We start from the raw sequence: 17,525 nt of genomic DNA, 5'->3' as shown, positions 1-17,525 counted from the left end.
TGGGTCCCCGCGTTCGCGAGGACGACAGCTGAGTATGAGGAGGCGGCGGCCCTCTCACTCGCTGATGCTGGTCCGGTCAGGACATCGCGCGGCGTGAGGCGAGCGGCGTCAGCAGACGGACGATCTCACAGGTGGCGGCGAGCCCGGCCAGCCAGGCGGCGCTGGTCAGTCCGAGGCGCGCGACGATCGCAGGCGTGAAGCTCGCCGCGCCGCCGAGCACGGGCGTGACCGCGAGCAGCACCAGCTCATAGGCCGCGTAGGCGCCGAGCAGGGCCGCCGCGAGCGCGATCGGTGCCGGTACGGCGCACAAGGCCTGCAGCACCAGACGCGCGCCGAGCGTGGCGACGAGGGCTGCCGCGCCGATCGCGGCTCCCCAGGCCAGCGTGTTGGCGTCGACGGGATAATGCAGGGCGCCGAAGCCGATACCCTGGTTGACCAGCCAGGCTCCGAGCACGCAGGGCAAGGCGGAGCGCAGCGGCAGCATGGCGGCTGCGACCACCGCAAACGCCGCGAACGGCGTCGCGCAGGCAAAGGCGAAGCTCGCCAGCGCGCACGCTGCGGTGAGCACCGCAAAGCAGAACGTGGTCGCATGCCGCTGCGGCACGGGCATGAGGCGAGCCTCGGGGCGGGGCGCGGCGGTGACGTCGAAAGCCATTGCGATCTCCTTCGCCGCGATTGTAGTCGATCGCCGCAGCCGCTGTCAGCCGGTCGGCACCCGCTTTCGCCGGTCCCCTCGCGACCACGCCGGGCAGCGCCTCCGCTGGCCCGGGGGCGGCGCGGGGGACCCGAGCATTTTCGACTATCGATCCGCCCGCGATCGCGGTTATAATCTTGCGAGCATTCATCGGCTGCGGCACCGTGTGTCGGACGTGGAGGGCTTTCACTGCCTCCCGGCGCTGGCTTGGTCAGCCGGAACCCAACAAGGAGCTTCACCGTGGCAACAGCGACGTCTTTTCCGGTCACTCTGCCCACAGCCATTCCGGTGCGCGAGATTCTGCCGTGGGCGATCTTCGGCGGCCTGATGCTCGCTCTCGGCATCTATTTCGTCGGCGTCGAAGAGGGCGCGGCGGCTGTGTTCAACAGCGCCTATGTCCATGAATTCGTCCATGACGGACGGCATCTGCTCGGATTCCCGTGCCACTGAACGGCCGGCTCCGCTGCGCCGGAGCCGTTCCGCTGCACGCCGGCCCTGACGGCAGCAGCCGAGGTTCCCAATCTCTGAGAGACGATCGATGACGGGGCGCTTGCTCCTGCGCGGCATGCTGGCCGGCCTCGTCGCCGCACTGCTGTCCTTCGGCTTTCTCAAGCTGGCCGGCGAATCATCGGTCGAGCGCGCCATCGCGTTCGAGACGGCGGCCGACGCGGCGAAAGCCAAAGCGAGCGCGGAGGAGGCCGCTGCCAAGGGCCAGCCTGCGCCCGTCGCGGCGGTTGAGACCGAGCTGGTCAGCCGGCCGGTCCAGGCCGGCGTTGGACTGCTGACCGGCGTTGTCGTCTACAGTACGGCGTTCGGCGGCCTGTTCGCGCTCGCCTTCGCGCTGTGCTTCCGACGCATGGCCGATCTCGGTCCGCGGGCGACCTCGGCGGTGCTCGCCGCACTTGGCTTCGTCGCCGTCTATGCCGCGCCCATGCTCAAATATCCCGCCAACCCGCCCTCGGTCGGTCTGGCCGAGACGATCGGAATGCGCACCAGCCTGTATTTTGCGCTGATCCTGATCTCGCTTGCGGTCATCATCGCGGCCGGAATGCTGCGCATCCGCCTGCTGCCGCGGCTCGGCGCATGGAATGCGGCCTTGATTGCGGCGGGCGTCTACGTCGCGGTGATGATCGGCATCAGTCTCGCGCTGCCTGATGTGAACGAGGTACCGGAGGAGTTTCCGGCCACCGTGCTCTGGCAGTTCCGCGTCGCCTCGCTCGGCGGGCAGGCCATCATGTGGGCCACGCTCGGATTGCTGTTCGGCGTGCTTGCCGAGCGTCTGATGGCGCCGCATGGCGCGCGCGCTTGAACGGCCGCGACGGCCATGACGACGCGCCTGCATCTCATCTGCGCGGCGGCGACCCCGGCCACGGCGGCAATGGCCTTCGCGGCCGACGAGCCGCTGGACGCGCGCGGGCGAGACAGTCTCGCCCGGCTGGTCGGCCGGCTTCCCTCCCATGACATCGCACTGCGCAGCCCGGCCCGCTGCGCCGCCGACACCGCCGAAGGGCTCGCCCTCGACGCTCGGCCAGAGCCTGCGCTGCGGGACTGCGACTTTGGCCGCTGGGCGGGACGATCGCTCGCCGAGGTCCAGGCGGAGACGCCGGACGCCGTCGCCGCGTGGCTGCAGGATCCGCAGGCGGCTCCGCATGGCGGCGAGTCGTTTGTGGATGTGATGACCCGCATCAGTGGATGGATGACGGATCTGCTTGCCGTCGACGGCTCGGTTCTGGCGATCACGCATGCGCTGGTCATGCGCGCGGCGATCGCGCATGCGATCGGCGCAGGCCCGGAGACGTTCCGGCGCATCGACGTCGCGCCGCTGACGCGCGCCAGGCTGTCGGGCGTCGGCGGTCGCTGGACGCTCGCCGCCCTGGTGCCGTGGAAGGACGAGCGATGATGGCGCGCGGCGGGAGGTGTGCGATCGCCGGCCGATGGCTGGGCGTCATCATGGCGCTGGCCTCGCTTTTCACCGTCGTGCCGGTCCGGGCGCATCATCCGCGACCCTCGGATGGCACGCTGGTCGGGCTCGCCATTCCCGCGATCGGCCATGGTGAGATGCAGGTGGTCGCCCGCCATCGCTCCGATATCCTTGATCTCGCCGCGCGTCAGGCGCGAACCGACGCAACCTTGCGCCGGCTCATGGGCTTCGTCAGCCTGCAGCATTTCGCCTGCTGGTGGGGCCTCGTTCCCGGCAGCCTGACCGACGAGGCGAGCCCGTTCAACGAATGCGCCCATGCCGACATGGCCGGCATTCGTGCGCTGCTCGCGCATCTGTCGACGATGCCCGGCGCGCAGTCGGCGGCCTCGGCGCTCGAAGCGCGGATCGCGGCCGACATCGCCGCAGATCCGGCCTTCGCCGCGCTGTGCTCGAACAGCAGCGAGACGTTCGACAGCGGCGTGGTCATCGGACCGGAATGGCGGCTGCTGCCGTTGCATGCTCCGACCGTTCTGACCGGTCTTTTCTTGCTTGCTCTCGCCGCTGGCGGAGCCTGGCTGCTGTCGCGTTGCCTTCCCCCAGCCAATCGTCCGGCCTCGTCCGGGACGAGATGATCCTACTGCGTCGTTGTGCAGCATGGGCGTGGTCGACTGCCTGCGACACCCACAGCCGTCATCCCCCGCGAATGCGGGGATCCATAACCACCGGCGTTGGTGTTACGAGAACCGGGTAATCTAGACTTTGTCCGCCAACTCACATCACGCGGTATGGGTCCCGGCGTGCGCCGGGACGACAGCGGAGCGTGGGGCGAGGCCGCGGGGTGTCGCCGAGGGCGCTTGTGAGCCGAAGCTCACTTCTCCACCTTGTTGTGCACCATCCAGAATCGCAGGGTGCGCTGGGCGGTGTCGAGCGACAGGCGGCCATAGTCTCGCTCGGCGAGCTTCAGCGTGTCGGTGTCGATGGCGTGCTTGATCGGACGGTGGGTCAGGATCTTTGCCACCACCGGCCAGATCAGCCCGGCGGAGCGGCAGGGGATCAGCACGATGTCGGTGCGCGGGCCCTCCAGCACCTTGGCCATCATCTCGGTCGGGACGTTGTTGAGCAGGCCGAGCGCGGCGGCCACCTCGCCGAAGCGGCGGGTTTCGGCGAAGAAGCCGATGGCGGCGTCGTTGAGCTCGTTCAGCCCCTTCATGCGCTTGACGGCTTCCTCGGCCAGCGTGAAGTCGCGGCCGATCAGGCCGCCATCGCTGCGCGCAACGTCCGCGATCGCCTTGATGACCTTCTTGATCTCCTGCTGCAGCGCCGGGGGCGCCGAGGCCATCAGCTTGGCCCGCACGGAGTCGGTGGCGCGGCGCAGCAGGTCGCGCAGGTGCTTGTTGGGCAGATCGACGCGCAGGCCGATGATCTCGGAGAGCTCATCGTCGTTCTCGGCATGGGCCATCATTCCCGAGTAGCCGGTCTCGGAGAAGCGCGCGGTCTGGTTGTTGGCGAGCTTGCGGATGACCCGGCGCTCGCCGCGGTCGACGATGATGTCGGTCACCGCCTCGGTCAGATGCGCCCGGCTCGAGATCGCCATCAGGTGATCCTGGCCCTTGGTCGCTGCGACCTCCACCAGCGTGTGCTCGGTCAGCCGGGTCGAGTGCATCAGCACAGTCTCGGCGACCGAGATCTCGTCGTCGCGGGCGAGCTGCTGGATGATGTCGACAGGCGCATAGTCGACCGGGGCGAGGTGCTTGCTGAGCTCGGCCCGCGCGCGGGTCTCGACCCGGGAGACCAGCATGCACAGCACGTTGTCGAACACCTTGATCTGGTCCTCGGTGAGGCGTTCGCCGTCATGCAGGAACAGGTTGGTGACCTGGCGCAGCGTATTGACACGCTTCGCCGAGGAGCCGCTGCGAACGGCCTCTTCGAGCTCGGTGATGATGGAATTTTCTGAAGGCGGAAGCTGTTCTGGCTGTGACACGGTCGCGCTCGTTTGTCGGGATTGCCAAAGGCGGCAGCGACGCGCTGCTGCTCGCGCTGCGTGGCTCTCGGCAGGATCAGCTTTCGGCAGCTGCGATAACAATGTGTTAGGGGCGGGGGGCGTAGTACTCCGGAGAAACACGGATACGGAAAATTAAGACGAAGCGGTTACAGCGGAAGGGCACGGTCGGCGCGGCCGTCGAGCGGTGTGACACGGAACTGCGCCCGGCAGACCTGCGAAGACGAGGGATCGAAACGAAAAGGTTAATGATCTCATAAGGTCACAAACCTTCCTTCATCCACTTTGCCGGCCTCTCTCGATCTTACCTCAGCTGTCACCTTCCCAAGCATTGAAACTTAAATCACATTCTTGCCGCGACCGTCTTGCCGATGGATCGGGCGGGATGCCATGCGTTCCGGCCTTCACGCGCAAGCGTGACAAGGCGTGATCTCGCGTGGAAAATCAGCGCCAGCATTGCGCCGCATCCCGTGCGATAATCGGCTGGCAAATCTCTGAGGTCGCCATGAAATCCGTCGTCATCACCGGGGCATCCACCGGCATCGGTCACGCCTGTTCGAAGCTTCTGCTCGCACGCGGCTTCCGGGTGTTCGGGAGCGTTCGCAAGCAGGCCGATGCGGAGCGGCTGCGCAGCGAGCTCGGCGCCAGCTTCACGCCGCTGCTGTTCGACGTCACCGACGAGGCCGCGGTGAAGACAGCGGCGCAAGAGGTGCGCACCGCTCTCAATGGCGAGGCTCTCGCCGGGCTGGTCAACAATGCGGGCATCGCCGTCGCCGGTCCCGTTACGGAGCTGCCGATCGATCAGTTTCGTCATCAGATCGAGGTCAACGTCATCGGTCCGGTGATCGCGACCCAGGCGTTCGCGCCGCTGCTCGGGGCCGATCCCGCGATGACCGGCCCGCGCGGGCGGATCGTGATGATGAGCTCGGTCGCGGGCCGCAACGGCAATCCGCTACTCGCGCCGTATTCGACCTCCAAGCACGCGGTCGAGGGGCTGTCGGAGAGCCTGCGCCGCGAATTGATGCTGTTCGGCATCGACGTCATCATCGTCGCGCCCGGCGCGGTGAAGACGCCGATCTGGGCCAAGGCGGAGGAGGTCGACCTGTCGCCGTACCAGGGCTCGCCGTTCTTCCCGGCGCTGCAGAAAATTCGCGGCTTCATGCTGCATCTGGCCAAGACCGGCCTACCGGCCGAAACCATCGCCGGGCGGGTGTATGAGGCGCTGACCGCGCCGGCGCCCAAGGTGCGCTACGAGATCGCGCCCGATGCGCTGCAGCAATGGATCGTGCGCGCGCTTCCGAAGCGGACCGTCGATCGCATCATCGCCAAGCGGCTCGGCCTGACGCCGGTGACCAAGCCCTGATGCCGGCGGTGACGACGACCGGCAAGACCCAGGCGGAGCTCACTTGTCTGGTGGAGGAGGCGATCCGTGCGCAGCCGGGATGCGACACGGCACGCGTGCCGGCCGTGCAGGGGCTCGACGTGCGCAGCGGCCGCAACTGGGAGATTCCGCACGTCATCCTCGGCGACAGCCTGATCAGCGACGTCGACCGCGCCGTGATGAGCGTTCAGCGCCGGCTCGGGCGGGAGTTTCATCTGGTGATGGATCAGGACGGCGCAGAACAGGCATCCGACGCACAGCCGATGCCGCGCATCCCCGCGGACGAGCCTTAAGTTGAGGCCTCGTGCCGCCGGTTCTCCGGTCTTGCGCGTTCAGGTCAATAATCCCTGCCGCAGCGCCAGCCGTACCAGCTCGATGTCGGTGGCGACGCCGAGCTTGTCCTTGATCAGCGAGTGCAGATTGGCGACCGTCTTCGGGCTGAGATGAAGGCTCGAGGCGATCTCCTCGGTGGTCCGTTCGGCCAGCAGCATCTGCATCACCTCGAATTCGCGCGCGGTCAGCACGTCGGCGGCGGCCTGCTCGCCGGACAGGCGGCTGAGCGCCAGCTCGTGATCGATGTCGGGACTGATGGCGATGTGACCGGCCAGGACATCGGTGACGGCGCGGACCAGGGTTTCCGGCGGGCTGCTCTTGGTGACATAGCCGCGTGCGCCGGCCCGGATCGCCTGCACCGCGAAGCCGGCATTCTCATGCATCGTGAACACCAGGATGCGCGCGCTGCGGTCCCATTGCCGGATCCGGCGAATGCCCTCGATGCCGCCGACACCGGGCATGGTCAGGTCCATGATCACGAGATCGGGCCTGACGGCCTTGAACAGCCGGTAGGCCTCGGCGCCATCGGCGGCTTCGGCGACCACGCGCAGCCCCGGCTGCTTTTGCAGCATCGACCGATAGCCCTCGCGGACGACGGCATGGTCGTCGACCAGCATGATGGTGCCGGCCTGTGCCGTCATGCCGCGCGCCCGATCGCCGTCTGCGTCGAAACACCCGCGAGCGGGATGACGACACGCAGCCGCGAGCCGCCGTCCGCTCCGGCCGCAAAGCTCATCTGGCCCCCTAGGGATGCGGTGCGCTCGCGCATGCCGAGCAGGCCCATGCCGGATCGGCTGCTGGCCTCGCCGGCAGCGCCATCATCCTCGACAGCGAGGACGATGGTCTCATCCGCATGGCCCAGCCGCTCGCCAAGCGCGACCTGCAGCCGGACGCGCGTGGCCCCGGCATGCTTGACCGCGTTGGTGAGGGCTTCCTGGGCCATGCGGTAGACGTGGGTGGCGACGATGTCGGGGACGCGATCGATCCCGTCCGACAGGCTGATCTCGAACCTGGGAAGCCCGTGCTGCCGCCTGTTCCATCCGGCCACCAGGCCTTCGAGGCTTGCCGCCAGCCCGAGCTCGTCGATCTCGGGCGGACGCAACCGCACCAAGGCTCCGCGCAGCGTCTCCATCATCCCGGTCGCGGTCTGGGCGATGACGTCGCATTCGCTCACCATGTCCGGGCAATCGCGCGCCGCGCTGTGGCGGACCGAGGCCGCCAGCGCCCGGATCGCCGCCAGCGATTGGCCGAATTCATCATGCAGCTCGCGCGCGAGGTGACGGCGCTCGTCGTCCTGCAGGGCGATGAGACGCCGGGTCAATTCGCTGCGCTGGGCCAGCGCCGACTCCAGCCCTTCGGCGAGCTGGTTGAAGGCGTCGCGGATCGCCGAAAGCTCGGCGAGGTCGAACGGCGGCAGCCGCGCCGACAGATCGTGGGCCGCGATGCGCTCGAGGCCGGCGCGGATCAGGCGGGTCGGACGCAGCGCGCGCGCCAGCGCTGCGTAGACCAGCACGCAGAGCAGCAGCAGCGCCGTTCCGAGCACCGGCAGCAGCCGGCCGAGCTCGCGCCAGGCATCCGCGGTCATCACGTCGGCATCGAGCCAGACCATAGCATCCCCGGTCCTGGCATCGCGAAACAGCACCGGCCGTGTCGCTGCGCGGCTGGGATCGAACAGCCGCTGGTACAGCGCCGCGAAGGCGCGGGGCGGAGGCTGCGTCAGCACTTCGGCGCCGCTGCAGATCTGCTGCAGAATTGGGCCGTCGATCGTGCGGTAGGCGATGCAGAGGCCGGGGGCGATCGCGGCCGCGGCGACGGCATCGAGGTCGGGAAAGCCGGCCGGCGGGCTGTTGACCCAATGCAGCTTGCTCTGCTGCAGCTGCAGGGTGCGGGCGGTGATCTCGGCGATGCGCTCGTTGCGTGCATGCGCGGAACGGTCGATGTCGACCAGGACATAGGCAGAGATCGCCGCGAAGCACAGCGCAGACACGAGCGAGATCCGCAAGGTCAGGCGGGCCTTGAGGTCCCATGCGGTGAAGATGCTCATCTCGACGCCTCTCGAAGCCAGTCATGGCGAAGCCGAGCGGCCATCTAACGGCAGAACGAGCGGGGCCGAAAGCACGCCCGCTTGATGGCTGCGACGTCGTGAAATTTTCCCGGCCATCGTCGGGACCGCACCCGGTTCTTGGCCGGCCGGTGCGTCTAGCGTTCGTGCGCTGCAAACCTCCTGGGAGAGCCCGATGTCAGATCTTCGCACGCTGCACTGCTTTGCTCTCGCCGTCCTGACGCTCGCTGCCGGCCCGGTCCGCGCCGCCGACCATGTCCCGGCCGTGCTGGTCGACGATTTCAGCTATCTCGACACATCCGGTGAGCCGGCCGACCAGACGGCGGCGCATCAGCGGCGGCTGGAGGCCTTCATCGCCGCACTCAGGCGCGACGTCGCGGACGATGCGCGCCTGCGCCTCGTCAGTCCGGCCTGCGGCGCCTCCTGTCCGGCAGCCGATGCGCCGCCCGCCGCCCGGCTGCACATGGCCGCCGGCGCCGGCGCCGGCGTCGTGATTACCGGCGGCGTGCAGAAGCTGTCGACGCTGGTGCAATGGGCGCGGGCGTCGGCGATCGACGTCGCGTCCAATCGCGTGCTGTTCGACAAGATCTTCACGTTCCGGGGCGACTCGGACGAGGCCTGGGAGCGCGCCGAGATCTTCGTGTCGCGCCAGGTTCGCGACGCGCTGGCGCCGGAGCCGATCCAGCTGGTGCTGCTGCCCTTCGAGCTCGATGACACCAGCGCGGGTGCGGCGCTCGGCGAGACCGAGTCCGACCAGAAGGGGCTGCAGGAGGCGACCGAGGCGGTGCGGCAGCTGCTGGCGCAGTCAGGGCGCTATCGGCTGCAGGACGCGGCCGGCGAGATCAAGCCGGGACAGCCGTTGCTGGCGTGCGACGATTGCGAGGCCCGGGCCGCCCGCGCGGTCGGCGCCCAGCAGTCGCTGCTCGGGATCATCCGACGGATCGGCCGCACCGAATATATCGTCGGCTTCCGGGTCCGCCAGGCGGATACCGGCGCTCTGGTCGCCGCCGGGGACAGCGGGCTGCGCCTCGGCGCCAATTATTCCTGGAGTCGCGGCGCGGTCAGGCTGGTGCGCGAGCGGCTGCTCGAGACCGGCGGCTCCGAACGCTGAGGGGCGCCGAGGACCGCCGCGCCGCCAGCAGTGAATTTCGCACGCAGGGCGGTCGTGCCGCGGCTGCCTGTCATGGCGGATCAAACGAACGGCCGCGCGCGCACGGGACATCATGTGGCGGCGGCGGTGTGACGCGTCACGCGAATCACCGCGCGGTTCGTGCGTTGAGGGAAACACGCGCTTGGGGGGAAATAGAGCAACACCGGCCGGCACGCGGTGATGGTCGCGCAGCTTTGAACGCGATCGTGGATCACGCGCAAGCCGCGGAATTGGCGAGCCTTCCGATCGGTCGCACCTGCGATCCGAGGGTTATGCAGAATTTGAGCGTCGTATTTTACCCACGTTTGGTTTTTTCGATGCAGCTTCCGGCGGGGGGGCATCGGAATGTTCGATCATCATTTCTTTGGCGGGGCTGCTGACTACCAGATCGCTCTGCTGTCCATGGCCGCCGCAGCGAAGGCGCCGCGCCGGCGCGCCTCGCGGATGTCGGCGCGGCTGGCCGCCATCATGGCGGCCATCCTGCTCGCGACCACGATCGCGCTGGCGGGATACGTCATCCGCATGGAATTGACGGGGCTGCGGACGGAGGGCCAGGTCGTCACGATCAGGGTAGATGCCGATGGCCCGGGCCGGGAGCCGACATATTACCCCGTGATCGAGTTTGCGACCGCGTCCGGGGCGCTGCTGCGCTTCGAGGATTTCGGCGGCAGCTCGCCGCGCTATTGGGTCGGCGACCGGGTCACGGTGCGCTACCGTAGCGAGGAGACGTCGCGGTTTGCGATCGTGGATCGCGATCGCGGCTCGAATCTGCTGCTTCCTCTGCTGCCGTTCTGCGGTGCGCTGTGGTTCGGCTGGTCCTTCGTCCGCCGCATGCGGCAGCGTCGGGGGTCCAGCACATCCGGCCGCGCCGTGCCGCGGACCGCAGCGGGTGCGGCGCGGCCGCAGCGGCGAATGATGAACGTCTGACAACGGCCGCAGCAGCGCCGCGCTGCTGTGACGCGACAGACCGCGAAGGGCACTCCGGGTAAATCCGGACTGTTGTTATTTGTGACGATTTCATTACGGTCGCATGACAGGATAGGCGGTCCCTGATCTGCCGGCATGCGCCGGCGAAGGGCGCCGCGTTACGACCGCCGCATGTCATTGACCCCGAACCACGGACCGATCACGACGCTCGCCGCGGCGAACGCGACCCGTTCCGCTGTGATGCGGCTCTCGGCCGTGGCGGCCCCGCATATCGCCGCGCTGGCCCTGATGCTGCACACCGAGACCGATTTCGGCGCGCGGCTCGGCTTCCTGCTGGCCTGGGGCATTTTGAACGGCTTCTGGCTGGTGCTGCTGCGGCGGCCCGCGGTGTCGGGCGCGCTGGCGCTGACCATGGTCGTCGTGCTGGTGCTGCTGTCGCAGCTGAAGCATGCCGTGGTGCAGATGACGGCGAACTTCGTCGACGTGATGCTGATCGACCACGACAGCGCGGCGTTCCTGTTCACGATCTTCCCGAACCTGAAGCTGTCGGTGCTGCTGGCGGCGGCCGTGGTGCTGCCGCTGATGGGGCTGTTGTGGTGGGCCGATCCGTACCGGATTGCGCGGCTGCCGGCGCTGGCGGGCAAGCTCGCCTGCCTCGCGGCGCTGACGCTGTATTCACTCAATTGGCGCGACGAGGCCTGGCGCGGCTATTACGACGACGGCTATCTCTCCAAGTTCGCGCGCTCCGGCGTCACCGCGGTGTCGGATTTCCTCGCCAACGGCTTCATGGAGTCCGATGCCACCGCCGACCGCAAGCTGGCCGCCGCGATCCCGGACTCCTGCCATCCGGCCGGGCGCCGCCCGAACATCGTGCTGATCCATGACGAATCCAGCTTCGACATCCGCTCGGCGCCGGGCATCAAGGTGCCCGCGGACTATGGCAGCCACTTCAAGTCGTTCGACGGCAAGGCGCGCCAGTTCATGGCCGAGAGCAATGGCGGGCCGAGCTGGTTCACCGAATACAACGTGCTCGCCGGCCTGTCGTCGCGCTCGTTCGGCCGCTTCGCCTATTTCGTGACGCGGATCGCCTCCGGCCGGGTCGAGCGTGGCCTGCCGCTGACGCTGCGCCAATGTGGCTACGACACCGTGTCGCTGTATCCCGCGCACGGCGCCTTCATGAGTGCGCGCAGCTTCCAGACCACGGTCGGCGTCGACCGCTTCCTCGACGCCCGCGACCTCGGCGCCAAGGGCGTCGAGCCCGACGGATTCTTCTACGATGCCGCGCTCGACCTGATGCAGCAGCGGCAGCGCGGAAAGCCGCTGTTCATGTTCGTCTATCTCGCCGCCAACCATTTTCCCTGGGAGACGACGTTCCGGCCCGACCTGACGCCGTCCTGGCGCGCGCCGGGCAATCTGCCGGCGATCGACGAATACATGCGCCGGCAGGCGATGAGTGCGTCGGACTATCAGAAGTTTCTGGCCAGCCTGAAGAAGCGCTTCGGCGACCAGCCGTTCCTGATCGTGCGCTATGGCGATCACCAGCCGGAATTCTCGCCGCACATCCTCGATCCCAAGCTCGACGAGGCCGGCATCGGTGAGAGGCTGGAGAGCTACGATCCGCGCTATTATGCGACCTATTTCGCCATCGACGCCGTCAATTTCGAGCCGCGCCGGAGCGACGTCGTCATGGACCGGATCGACGCTGCCTATCTGCCGCTGGTCACCCTGGAGGCGGCCGGCATTCCGCTCGATCCGTCCTTCGCCGAGCAGAAGGACATCATGCTGCGCTGCAAGGGCGTGTTCTACGCCTGCGGCGACGGCGCCGAGGCGCGCCGCTTCAACCGCATGCTGATCGACGCCGAGCTGATCCGGGGCTTGTAGGCTGCCGTCCGACGCGAGGAGCCTACTCACGGCATTGCGATCGACCCCTCATCTGTTCGAGGGATTGCCGTGTCTCCCGTGCCGGGCTACCCCTGCGCTCCGTTCAATGGGAGGATCGACATGTCCACATCCGTCAAGGAGCTGATGGCCGCCGCCAACGCCGTGGTGCCGAAGATCACGCCCGCCGAGGCACAGGCGATGATCGCCAAGGGCAACACGCTGGTGCTCGACGTGCGCGATGCGCCGGAGGTCGAGAAGAGCGGCAAGATCGAAGGCGCGCACCACGTCTCGCGCGGCATGCTGGAGTTCCGCGCCGACCCGGATTCGCCCTATCACGACAAGGCCTTTGCCAAGGACAAGAGCGTGATCCTGTACTGCGCCTCAGGCGGCCGCGCCGCGCTGTCCGGCAAGACGCTGAAGGACCTCGGCTACGACAAGGTGTTCAACGTCGGCGGCTTCAAGGACTGGGCCGACAATGGCGGCGCGGTGGAGAAGCCGATCGAGCCGGGGATGTGAGCGGCGTTTGCTGATGGGTGAGGGTGGTCGTCGCGCCACCCCCGCCGTCATTGCGAGCGAAGCGAAGCAATCCAGAGCGTCACGAGGACTCTGGATTGCTTCCGCCTTCGCTCTTCGAGCTTCGGCCGACAAGTCGCTTCGCTCGCAATGACGAGGAGAGACCGGTGGCCTACTTCGCAATCTTGCTCCACAGCCAGCGCGCCACCGCCTGCGGCGACGACTCCGCATCGTTGCCGGAGGCGCGCAGATTGGCCTGCTGCATCGTGGCGATGTCGATGCGGCCGAGCAGGGGACGCAAGGCCTCCTGCAAGGCGCGATCGTCGGCGCGCTTCGGCGCCAGCAGCAGGATCGCGTCATAGGGCGGGATCGCCTGCCTGGGATCATCGAGCACGACGAGATCGTATTTGGCGATCAGCCCGTCGCTGGTGTAGCCGGCGATGACGTCGACCTCGCCGGAGGCCACCGCGGCATACATGAAATCCGGCTGCATCTGGCGCTGGGTGCGGAACGCGAGCCCATAGGCATCGCGCAACGCCGCCCATTCCGGACGCGAGAAGAACTCGTAGTCGCCGGCGATCGACATCTGCGACGTATGGCGCACAAGGTCTGCGATCGAGCGGATGCCGAGCGCCTCGGCCTTTTTGCGCGGCATCACCAGCGCGTAGGCGTTCTCGAAGCCGAGCTCGCCGAGCAGCGTGACCTTGTCCCTGGCGAGATCGGCCTTCAACGCGTCGAGCAGCGCGGCGCGCGGCAGCTGCTCCGTGTGGTGGAACTGGTTCGCCCACAGCGTGCCGGAGTACTCGACGTAGAGGTCGATGTCGCCGCTCTTGAGCGCGCCATAGATGACGCTGGAACCGAGGCCGGCGCGCGACGCCGCGGACAGGCCCGAGGCCTGCAGCCGCTCGCTCAGCAGCGCCGCCAGCACATATTGCTCGGTGAAGGTCTTGGCGCCGATCGTGTAGCGCGCGGCGCTGCCGGCGAGCGAAGGCAGCAGGCTGGCGCCGACCATCAGCGCGATCGTCGCCGTCCCCAGGCCGACGCGGGCGCGGCTGCGCGCGCGCAGGCCATTTTCGATCAGCGCCAGCAGCTGGTCGACGACGAGCGCCAGCACCGCGGCGGCGACGCAGCCGAACACGACCAGCACCCAGTTCTGCGTCTGCAATCCGGCAAAGATGTAGTTGCCGAGCGAGGTCTGCCCGATCGGCGTCGACAGGGTCGCGGTGCCGATCACCCACACCGCTGCGGTGCGGATGCCGGCCATGATGACCGGCAGCGCCAGCGGCAGTTCCACCATCGTCAGCGCCTGACGCTCGGTCATGCCGACGCCCTTGGCGGCTTCGATCAGGCCGGCGTCGACACCATCGAGCCCGGTGATGGTGTTGCGCAGCACCGGCAGCATCGAATACAGCGCCAGCGCCAGCACCGCCGGCAGGAAGCCGAAGGCGGAGAACGACAGCCCGAACCAGCGCAGGCTCAGCGCCGCCAGTGCCAGCAGCAGCGGATAGAACAGTGCGAGCAGCGCCAGTCCCGGCACGGTCTGCACCACGCTGGCGACGCCGAGCAGCAGGTTGCGCAGCGCGGGGCGGTTGCGCGCGAGCAGCGCCAGCGGAAAGCTGACGATAAGGCCGAGCGCGAGCGCGGCGATGCTGACGCGCAGATGGCTGCCGAGATAGTCGGCGAGATGCGACAGCGCCTCGGTAAAGCGCGGGTCCGACAACAGGCTCATGCGGCGCCGCTCTCGGGCAGCAGCGCCTTCAGCCGCGCGGCCTGGCGGCGCGGTGTCGTCATCAGCTCCGACACGTAAGGCTCGCGGCTCCCCGCAAGCTCCGTGGGCGTACCGACCTCGACCAGGCGGCCGCTGCGCATAACCGCGATCCGGTCGGCCAGCAGCAGCGCCTCGGTGATGTCATGCGTGATCATCACGGTGGTCAGCGCCAGCTTCTCGTGCAGCGCGCGGTAGTCACTTCCGAGCGTATCACGCGTCAGCGGATCGAGCGCGCCGAACGGCTCGTCCATCAGCACGATGCGGGGGCGTGCGGCGAGCGCGCGGGCGACGCCGACGCGCTGGCGCTGGCCGCCGGAAAGCGCGTCGGGCAGGCGGTCGCGATGCGCCTTGCGATCGAGCTGCACGAGGTCGAGCAGATCGTCGACGCGGGCGGCGATCTCGCTCGCCGGCGTGCCCAGCAGTTTGGGGGTGATGCCGATATTGGCGGCAACCGTCATGTGCGGAAACAGCGCGCCGCTCTGGAACACGTTGCCGATGCGGCGGCGCAGGCCGACCGGATCAATGCCGTTGATGTCCTCGCCGGCAATGCGGATCGTGCCGCTGTCGGCTTCGATCAGCCGGTTGGTGAGCCGCAGCAAGGTGGTCTTGCCCGAACCGGAGCCGCCGACGATCGCCAGGAACTCGCCCTCGGCGATCTCCAGCGAGACGTCGTCGACCGCGACCACGGCGCCCGCCGGGCCGGGGAAACGCTTGCGGACGTTGCTGTAGGTGATGAGAGGCGTGGGCGGCATGCGGCCTTTCGGCGATCTCGAAGCTCGCGCTGCCGACCTCCAGGGGAGGGTGAGCAGCGCGCCAGACAGCACCTAGCACGTCCGGCCGGCGCGTTGAACTTCGCCGCGCAAGCGGTTAAGCCGTCCCGGCCATTTTCGGGGGAGGAACTTGGACGTGACGCCATCAACGGCCGCCGCCGTCTCGCTGGACGGGACAACGGTCGCATTCCGTCTCGCCGGCGGTCGCACCTACACCGCCGTGGAGACGGCCGATCTTGCCGTCGCCGACGGCGAGTTCGTCGCCATCGTCGGGCCGACCGGCTGCGGCAAGTCCACCCTTCTGAACGTTGCGGCGGGCCTGCTGAAGCCCGCCGCCGGCCATGTGCGGATCTTCGGCCAGCCGCTCGCCGGCCTCAATCGCGAGGCCGGTTACCTGTTTCAGGCCGATGCGCTGTTCCCGTGGAAGACGGCGCTGGAGAACGTCGCCATCGGGCTGGAGGTTGCCGGCACGCCGGCGCGCGAGGCGGCAGCGAAGGCGCAGCAATGGCTGACCTCGGTCGGCCTAGGCGCGTTCGGCAACCGCTATCCGCACATGCTGTCGGGCGGCCAGCGCAAGCGCGTCGGTCTCGCCCAGGTCTTGATCCGCAATCCCCGCATCATCCTGATGGACGAGCCGTTCGGGCCGCTCGATGCGCAGACGCGCCAGATCATGGGCAATCTGCTGCTCGATCTCTGGAACGCCGACCGCAAGGCGGTGCTGTTCGTGACCCATGACCTCGAGGAGGCCATCGCGCTCGCCGACCGCGTCGTCATCATGTCGGCCGGGCCTGCCTCGCGCATCATCGGCGACTGGCGCGTCGAGCTGCCACGCCCGCGCGACATCTTCGAGGTGCGCATGAAGCACGAGTTCCACGAGCTGCACCGCGAGATCTGGCAGACGCTGAAGACTGAGGTCGAGAAGACCTACAAGCAGGCGGAGGCGGTGTGATGGCGCGTGCGACTGTCAGCCAAGCACTCAGGCCGAACTCCCCTCCCCCTTGCGGGGAGGGGGCGGGGGTGGGGGTCCCAGCAAAGACTTCCCGTGTGGACCCCCCACCCCGACCCTCTCAGCGCGAGCGAAGCTCGTCGCGATCCGCAAGGGGGGAGGGGGCGCACCGCCCATGGGGTGCGCAGCCCGCTCATGCCATCCACTTCGGAGCAGCCTGATGTCGCGCCTCGGTCTGCTCGCACTCCAGCTTCTCGTCGCCGTCGTCGCGCTCGCGCTGTGGCAGCTCCTTGCCACCGTGCCATTGTTCGGGCGCATCTGGCTGCCGCCGTTCTTCTTCTCGAACCCGCAAGACGTGTTTGCCCAGGTCGTGAAGTGGTTCGCGACCGGCGCGATCTGGAAGCATCTCGCGATCACGCTGTGGGAGTCGATCCTGGCGTTTGCGATCGGCTCGCTCGGCGGCGTGCTGGTCGGCTTCTGGTTCGCGCGCAAGCCGCTGGTCGCAGCCGTGTTCGATCCCTACGTCAAGATGGCCAACGCGCTGCCGCGCGTGGTGCTGGCGCCGATCTTCACGCTGTGGCTGGGCCTGGGCATCTGGTCGAAGGTCGCGCTCGGCGTGACCTTGGTGTTCTTCATCGTGTTCTTCAACGTCTATCAGGGCGTGAAGGAGGTCTCGACCGTGGTGCGCGACAACGCCCGCATGCTGGGGATGAGCGAGCGGCAATTGATGCGCCACGTCTACTGGCCGTCGGCGCTGTCGTGGATGTTCTCCTCGCTGCACACCTCGGTGGGCTTCGCGGTGGTCGGCGCCGTCGTCGGCGAATATCTCGGTTCCGCGGCCGGGCTTGGCTACCTGATTCAGCAGGCCGAGGGCGTGTTCGACGTCGCCGGCGTGTTCGCCGGCATGTTCGTGCTCTCGGCCTTCGTCATCCTGATCGACATCTGCGTCACACTGGTCGAACGGCGGCTGCTGGTCTGGCGCCCGGACGCGGCGGACGGACGATGAGGGCTGCTGTGCTCCCTCATACTCCGCCGTCGTCCCGGCGAACGCCGGGACCCATACCGCGTGATCTCGCGGTTGGAAAAGACTGGTCGTCCCGCGTGCCCCAAACCACTCCCTGGGGTTATGGGTCCCGGCGTTCGCCCATAGGCGCTAAGATAGTTTTAGCATCATTTGATA

General features: G+C 68.0%; 18 protein-coding genes. 12 read left to right on the top strand and 6 right to left on the bottom strand.

Features of this window, described 5'->3' with window-relative positions:
* Positions 1-76 precede the first annotated feature (76 nt).
* Positions 77-655, bottom strand: a complete 579-nt coding sequence (locus QQL87_RS21760; RefSeq protein WP_284420691.1) for a hypothetical protein — start codon at positions 653-655, stop codon at positions 77-79.
* Positions 656-934: 279 nt separating this feature from the next.
* Between QQL87_RS21760 and QQL87_RS21755 the strand changes: the two genes are divergently transcribed.
* The 4 genes from QQL87_RS21755 to QQL87_RS21740 all read left to right on the top strand — a co-directional run bounded on the left by QQL87_RS21755 (position 935) and on the right by QQL87_RS21740 (position 3,247).
* Positions 935-1,144, top strand: a complete 210-nt coding sequence (locus tag QQL87_RS21755) for a CbtB domain-containing protein (protein WP_284420690.1) — start codon at positions 935-937, stop codon at positions 1,142-1,144.
* A gap of 88 nt (positions 1,145-1,232) precedes the next feature.
* A complete protein-coding gene (locus QQL87_RS21750; protein ID WP_284420689.1) occupies positions 1,233-2,003 on the top strand; it encodes a CbtA family protein in 771 nt (256 codons plus the stop codon).
* 15 nt (positions 2,004-2,018) lie between these two features.
* Positions 2,019-2,594 (top strand): histidine phosphatase family protein, encoded by a 576-nt coding sequence (locus tag QQL87_RS21745; RefSeq protein ID WP_284420688.1) that lies wholly within the window; start codon positions 2,019-2,021, stop codon positions 2,592-2,594.
* Positions 2,594-3,247 (top strand): hypothetical protein, encoded by a 654-nt coding sequence (locus QQL87_RS21740; RefSeq protein WP_284424121.1) that lies wholly within the window; start codon positions 2,594-2,596, stop codon positions 3,245-3,247. The genes QQL87_RS21745 and QQL87_RS21740 overlap by 1 nt, the downstream gene beginning before the upstream one ends.
* A 236-nt stretch (positions 3,248-3,483) precedes the next feature.
* On the opposite strand, the gene QQL87_RS21735 is transcribed toward QQL87_RS21740, so the two are convergent.
* The gene (locus tag QQL87_RS21735) at positions 3,484-4,596 is read right to left on the bottom strand and encodes a DUF2336 domain-containing protein (RefSeq protein WP_284420686.1); all 1,113 of its coding nucleotides are present in this window, start codon (positions 4,594-4,596) and stop codon (positions 3,484-3,486) included.
* Between the two features lie 523 nt (positions 4,597-5,119).
* On the opposite strand from QQL87_RS21735, the gene QQL87_RS21730 reads away from it, so the two are divergent.
* Together QQL87_RS21730 and QQL87_RS21725 are read left to right on the top strand one after the other, a co-directional pair.
* A complete protein-coding gene (locus tag QQL87_RS21730) occupies positions 5,120-5,977 on the top strand; it encodes an SDR family oxidoreductase (RefSeq protein WP_284420685.1) in 858 nt (285 codons plus the stop codon).
* A complete protein-coding gene (locus QQL87_RS21725) occupies positions 5,977-6,288 on the top strand; it encodes a hypothetical protein (protein WP_284420684.1) in 312 nt (103 codons plus the stop codon). The genes QQL87_RS21730 and QQL87_RS21725 overlap by 1 nt, the downstream gene beginning before the upstream one ends.
* Before the next feature lie 39 nt (positions 6,289-6,327).
* Here QQL87_RS21725 and QQL87_RS21720 read toward each other — a convergent pair whose 3' ends face one another.
* Together QQL87_RS21720 and QQL87_RS21715 are read right to left on the bottom strand one after the other, a co-directional pair.
* A complete protein-coding gene (locus QQL87_RS21720; RefSeq protein WP_284420683.1) occupies positions 6,328-6,969 on the bottom strand; it encodes a response regulator in 642 nt (213 codons plus the stop codon).
* Positions 6,966-8,372, bottom strand: a complete 1,407-nt coding sequence (locus QQL87_RS21715) for a sensor histidine kinase (protein WP_284420681.1) — start codon at positions 8,370-8,372, stop codon at positions 6,966-6,968. Before QQL87_RS21715 ends, QQL87_RS21720 begins: the two co-directional genes overlap by 4 nt.
* 193 nt (positions 8,373-8,565) lie before the next feature.
* Between QQL87_RS21715 and QQL87_RS21710 the strand changes: the two genes are divergently transcribed.
* From QQL87_RS21710 to QQL87_RS21695, 4 genes are all read left to right on the top strand, one after another.
* Positions 8,566-9,501 carry a DUF2380 domain-containing protein gene (locus tag QQL87_RS21710; RefSeq protein WP_284420680.1) on the top strand — a complete coding sequence of 312 codons (936 nt, stop codon included), beginning with the start codon at positions 8,566-8,568 and terminating at the stop codon, positions 9,499-9,501.
* A 384-nt stretch (positions 9,502-9,885) separates the two neighbouring features.
* Positions 9,886-10,467, top strand: coding sequence for a DUF3592 domain-containing protein (locus tag QQL87_RS21705; protein WP_284420679.1), 582 nt, complete (start codon positions 9,886-9,888; stop codon positions 10,465-10,467).
* A gap of 171 nt (positions 10,468-10,638) precedes the next feature.
* Positions 10,639-12,348, top strand: coding sequence for a sulfatase-like hydrolase/transferase (locus QQL87_RS21700; RefSeq protein WP_284420677.1), 1,710 nt, complete (start codon positions 10,639-10,641; stop codon positions 12,346-12,348).
* A gap of 120 nt (positions 12,349-12,468) precedes the next feature.
* Positions 12,469-12,864: a rhodanese-like domain-containing protein gene (locus QQL87_RS21695; protein WP_284420676.1), complete on the top strand. Its 396-nt coding sequence runs from the start codon at positions 12,469-12,471 to the stop codon at positions 12,862-12,864.
* A gap of 169 nt (positions 12,865-13,033) precedes the next feature.
* On the opposite strand, the gene QQL87_RS21690 is transcribed toward QQL87_RS21695, so the two are convergent.
* Positions 13,034-14,590, bottom strand: a complete 1,557-nt coding sequence (locus tag QQL87_RS21690; protein WP_284420675.1) for an ABC transporter permease/substrate-binding protein — start codon at positions 14,588-14,590, stop codon at positions 13,034-13,036.
* Positions 14,587-15,381 carry an ATP-binding cassette domain-containing protein gene (locus QQL87_RS21685; RefSeq protein ID WP_284420674.1) on the bottom strand — a complete coding sequence of 265 codons (795 nt, stop codon included), beginning with the start codon at positions 15,379-15,381 and terminating at the stop codon, positions 14,587-14,589. The genes QQL87_RS21690 and QQL87_RS21685 overlap by 4 nt, the downstream gene beginning before the upstream one ends.
* A 154-nt stretch (positions 15,382-15,535) precedes the next feature.
* On the opposite strand from QQL87_RS21685, the gene QQL87_RS21680 reads away from it, so the two are divergent.
* Complete coding sequence (locus QQL87_RS21680) at positions 15,536-16,348, top strand: ABC transporter ATP-binding protein (protein WP_284420673.1); 813 nt, start codon at positions 15,536-15,538, stop codon at positions 16,346-16,348.
* Positions 16,349-16,565: 217 nt separating this feature from the next.
* Positions 16,566-17,351, top strand: a complete 786-nt coding sequence (locus tag QQL87_RS21675; RefSeq protein WP_284420672.1) for an ABC transporter permease — start codon at positions 16,566-16,568, stop codon at positions 17,349-17,351.
* Positions 17,352-17,525: the final 174 nt, after the last annotated feature.

Source organism: Bradyrhizobium sp. SSBR45G (genome assembly GCF_030159255.1).
Taxonomy (GTDB): domain Bacteria; phylum Pseudomonadota; class Alphaproteobacteria; order Rhizobiales; family Xanthobacteraceae; genus Bradyrhizobium.
This window is presented reverse-complemented; position numbering and strand designations above follow the sequence as displayed.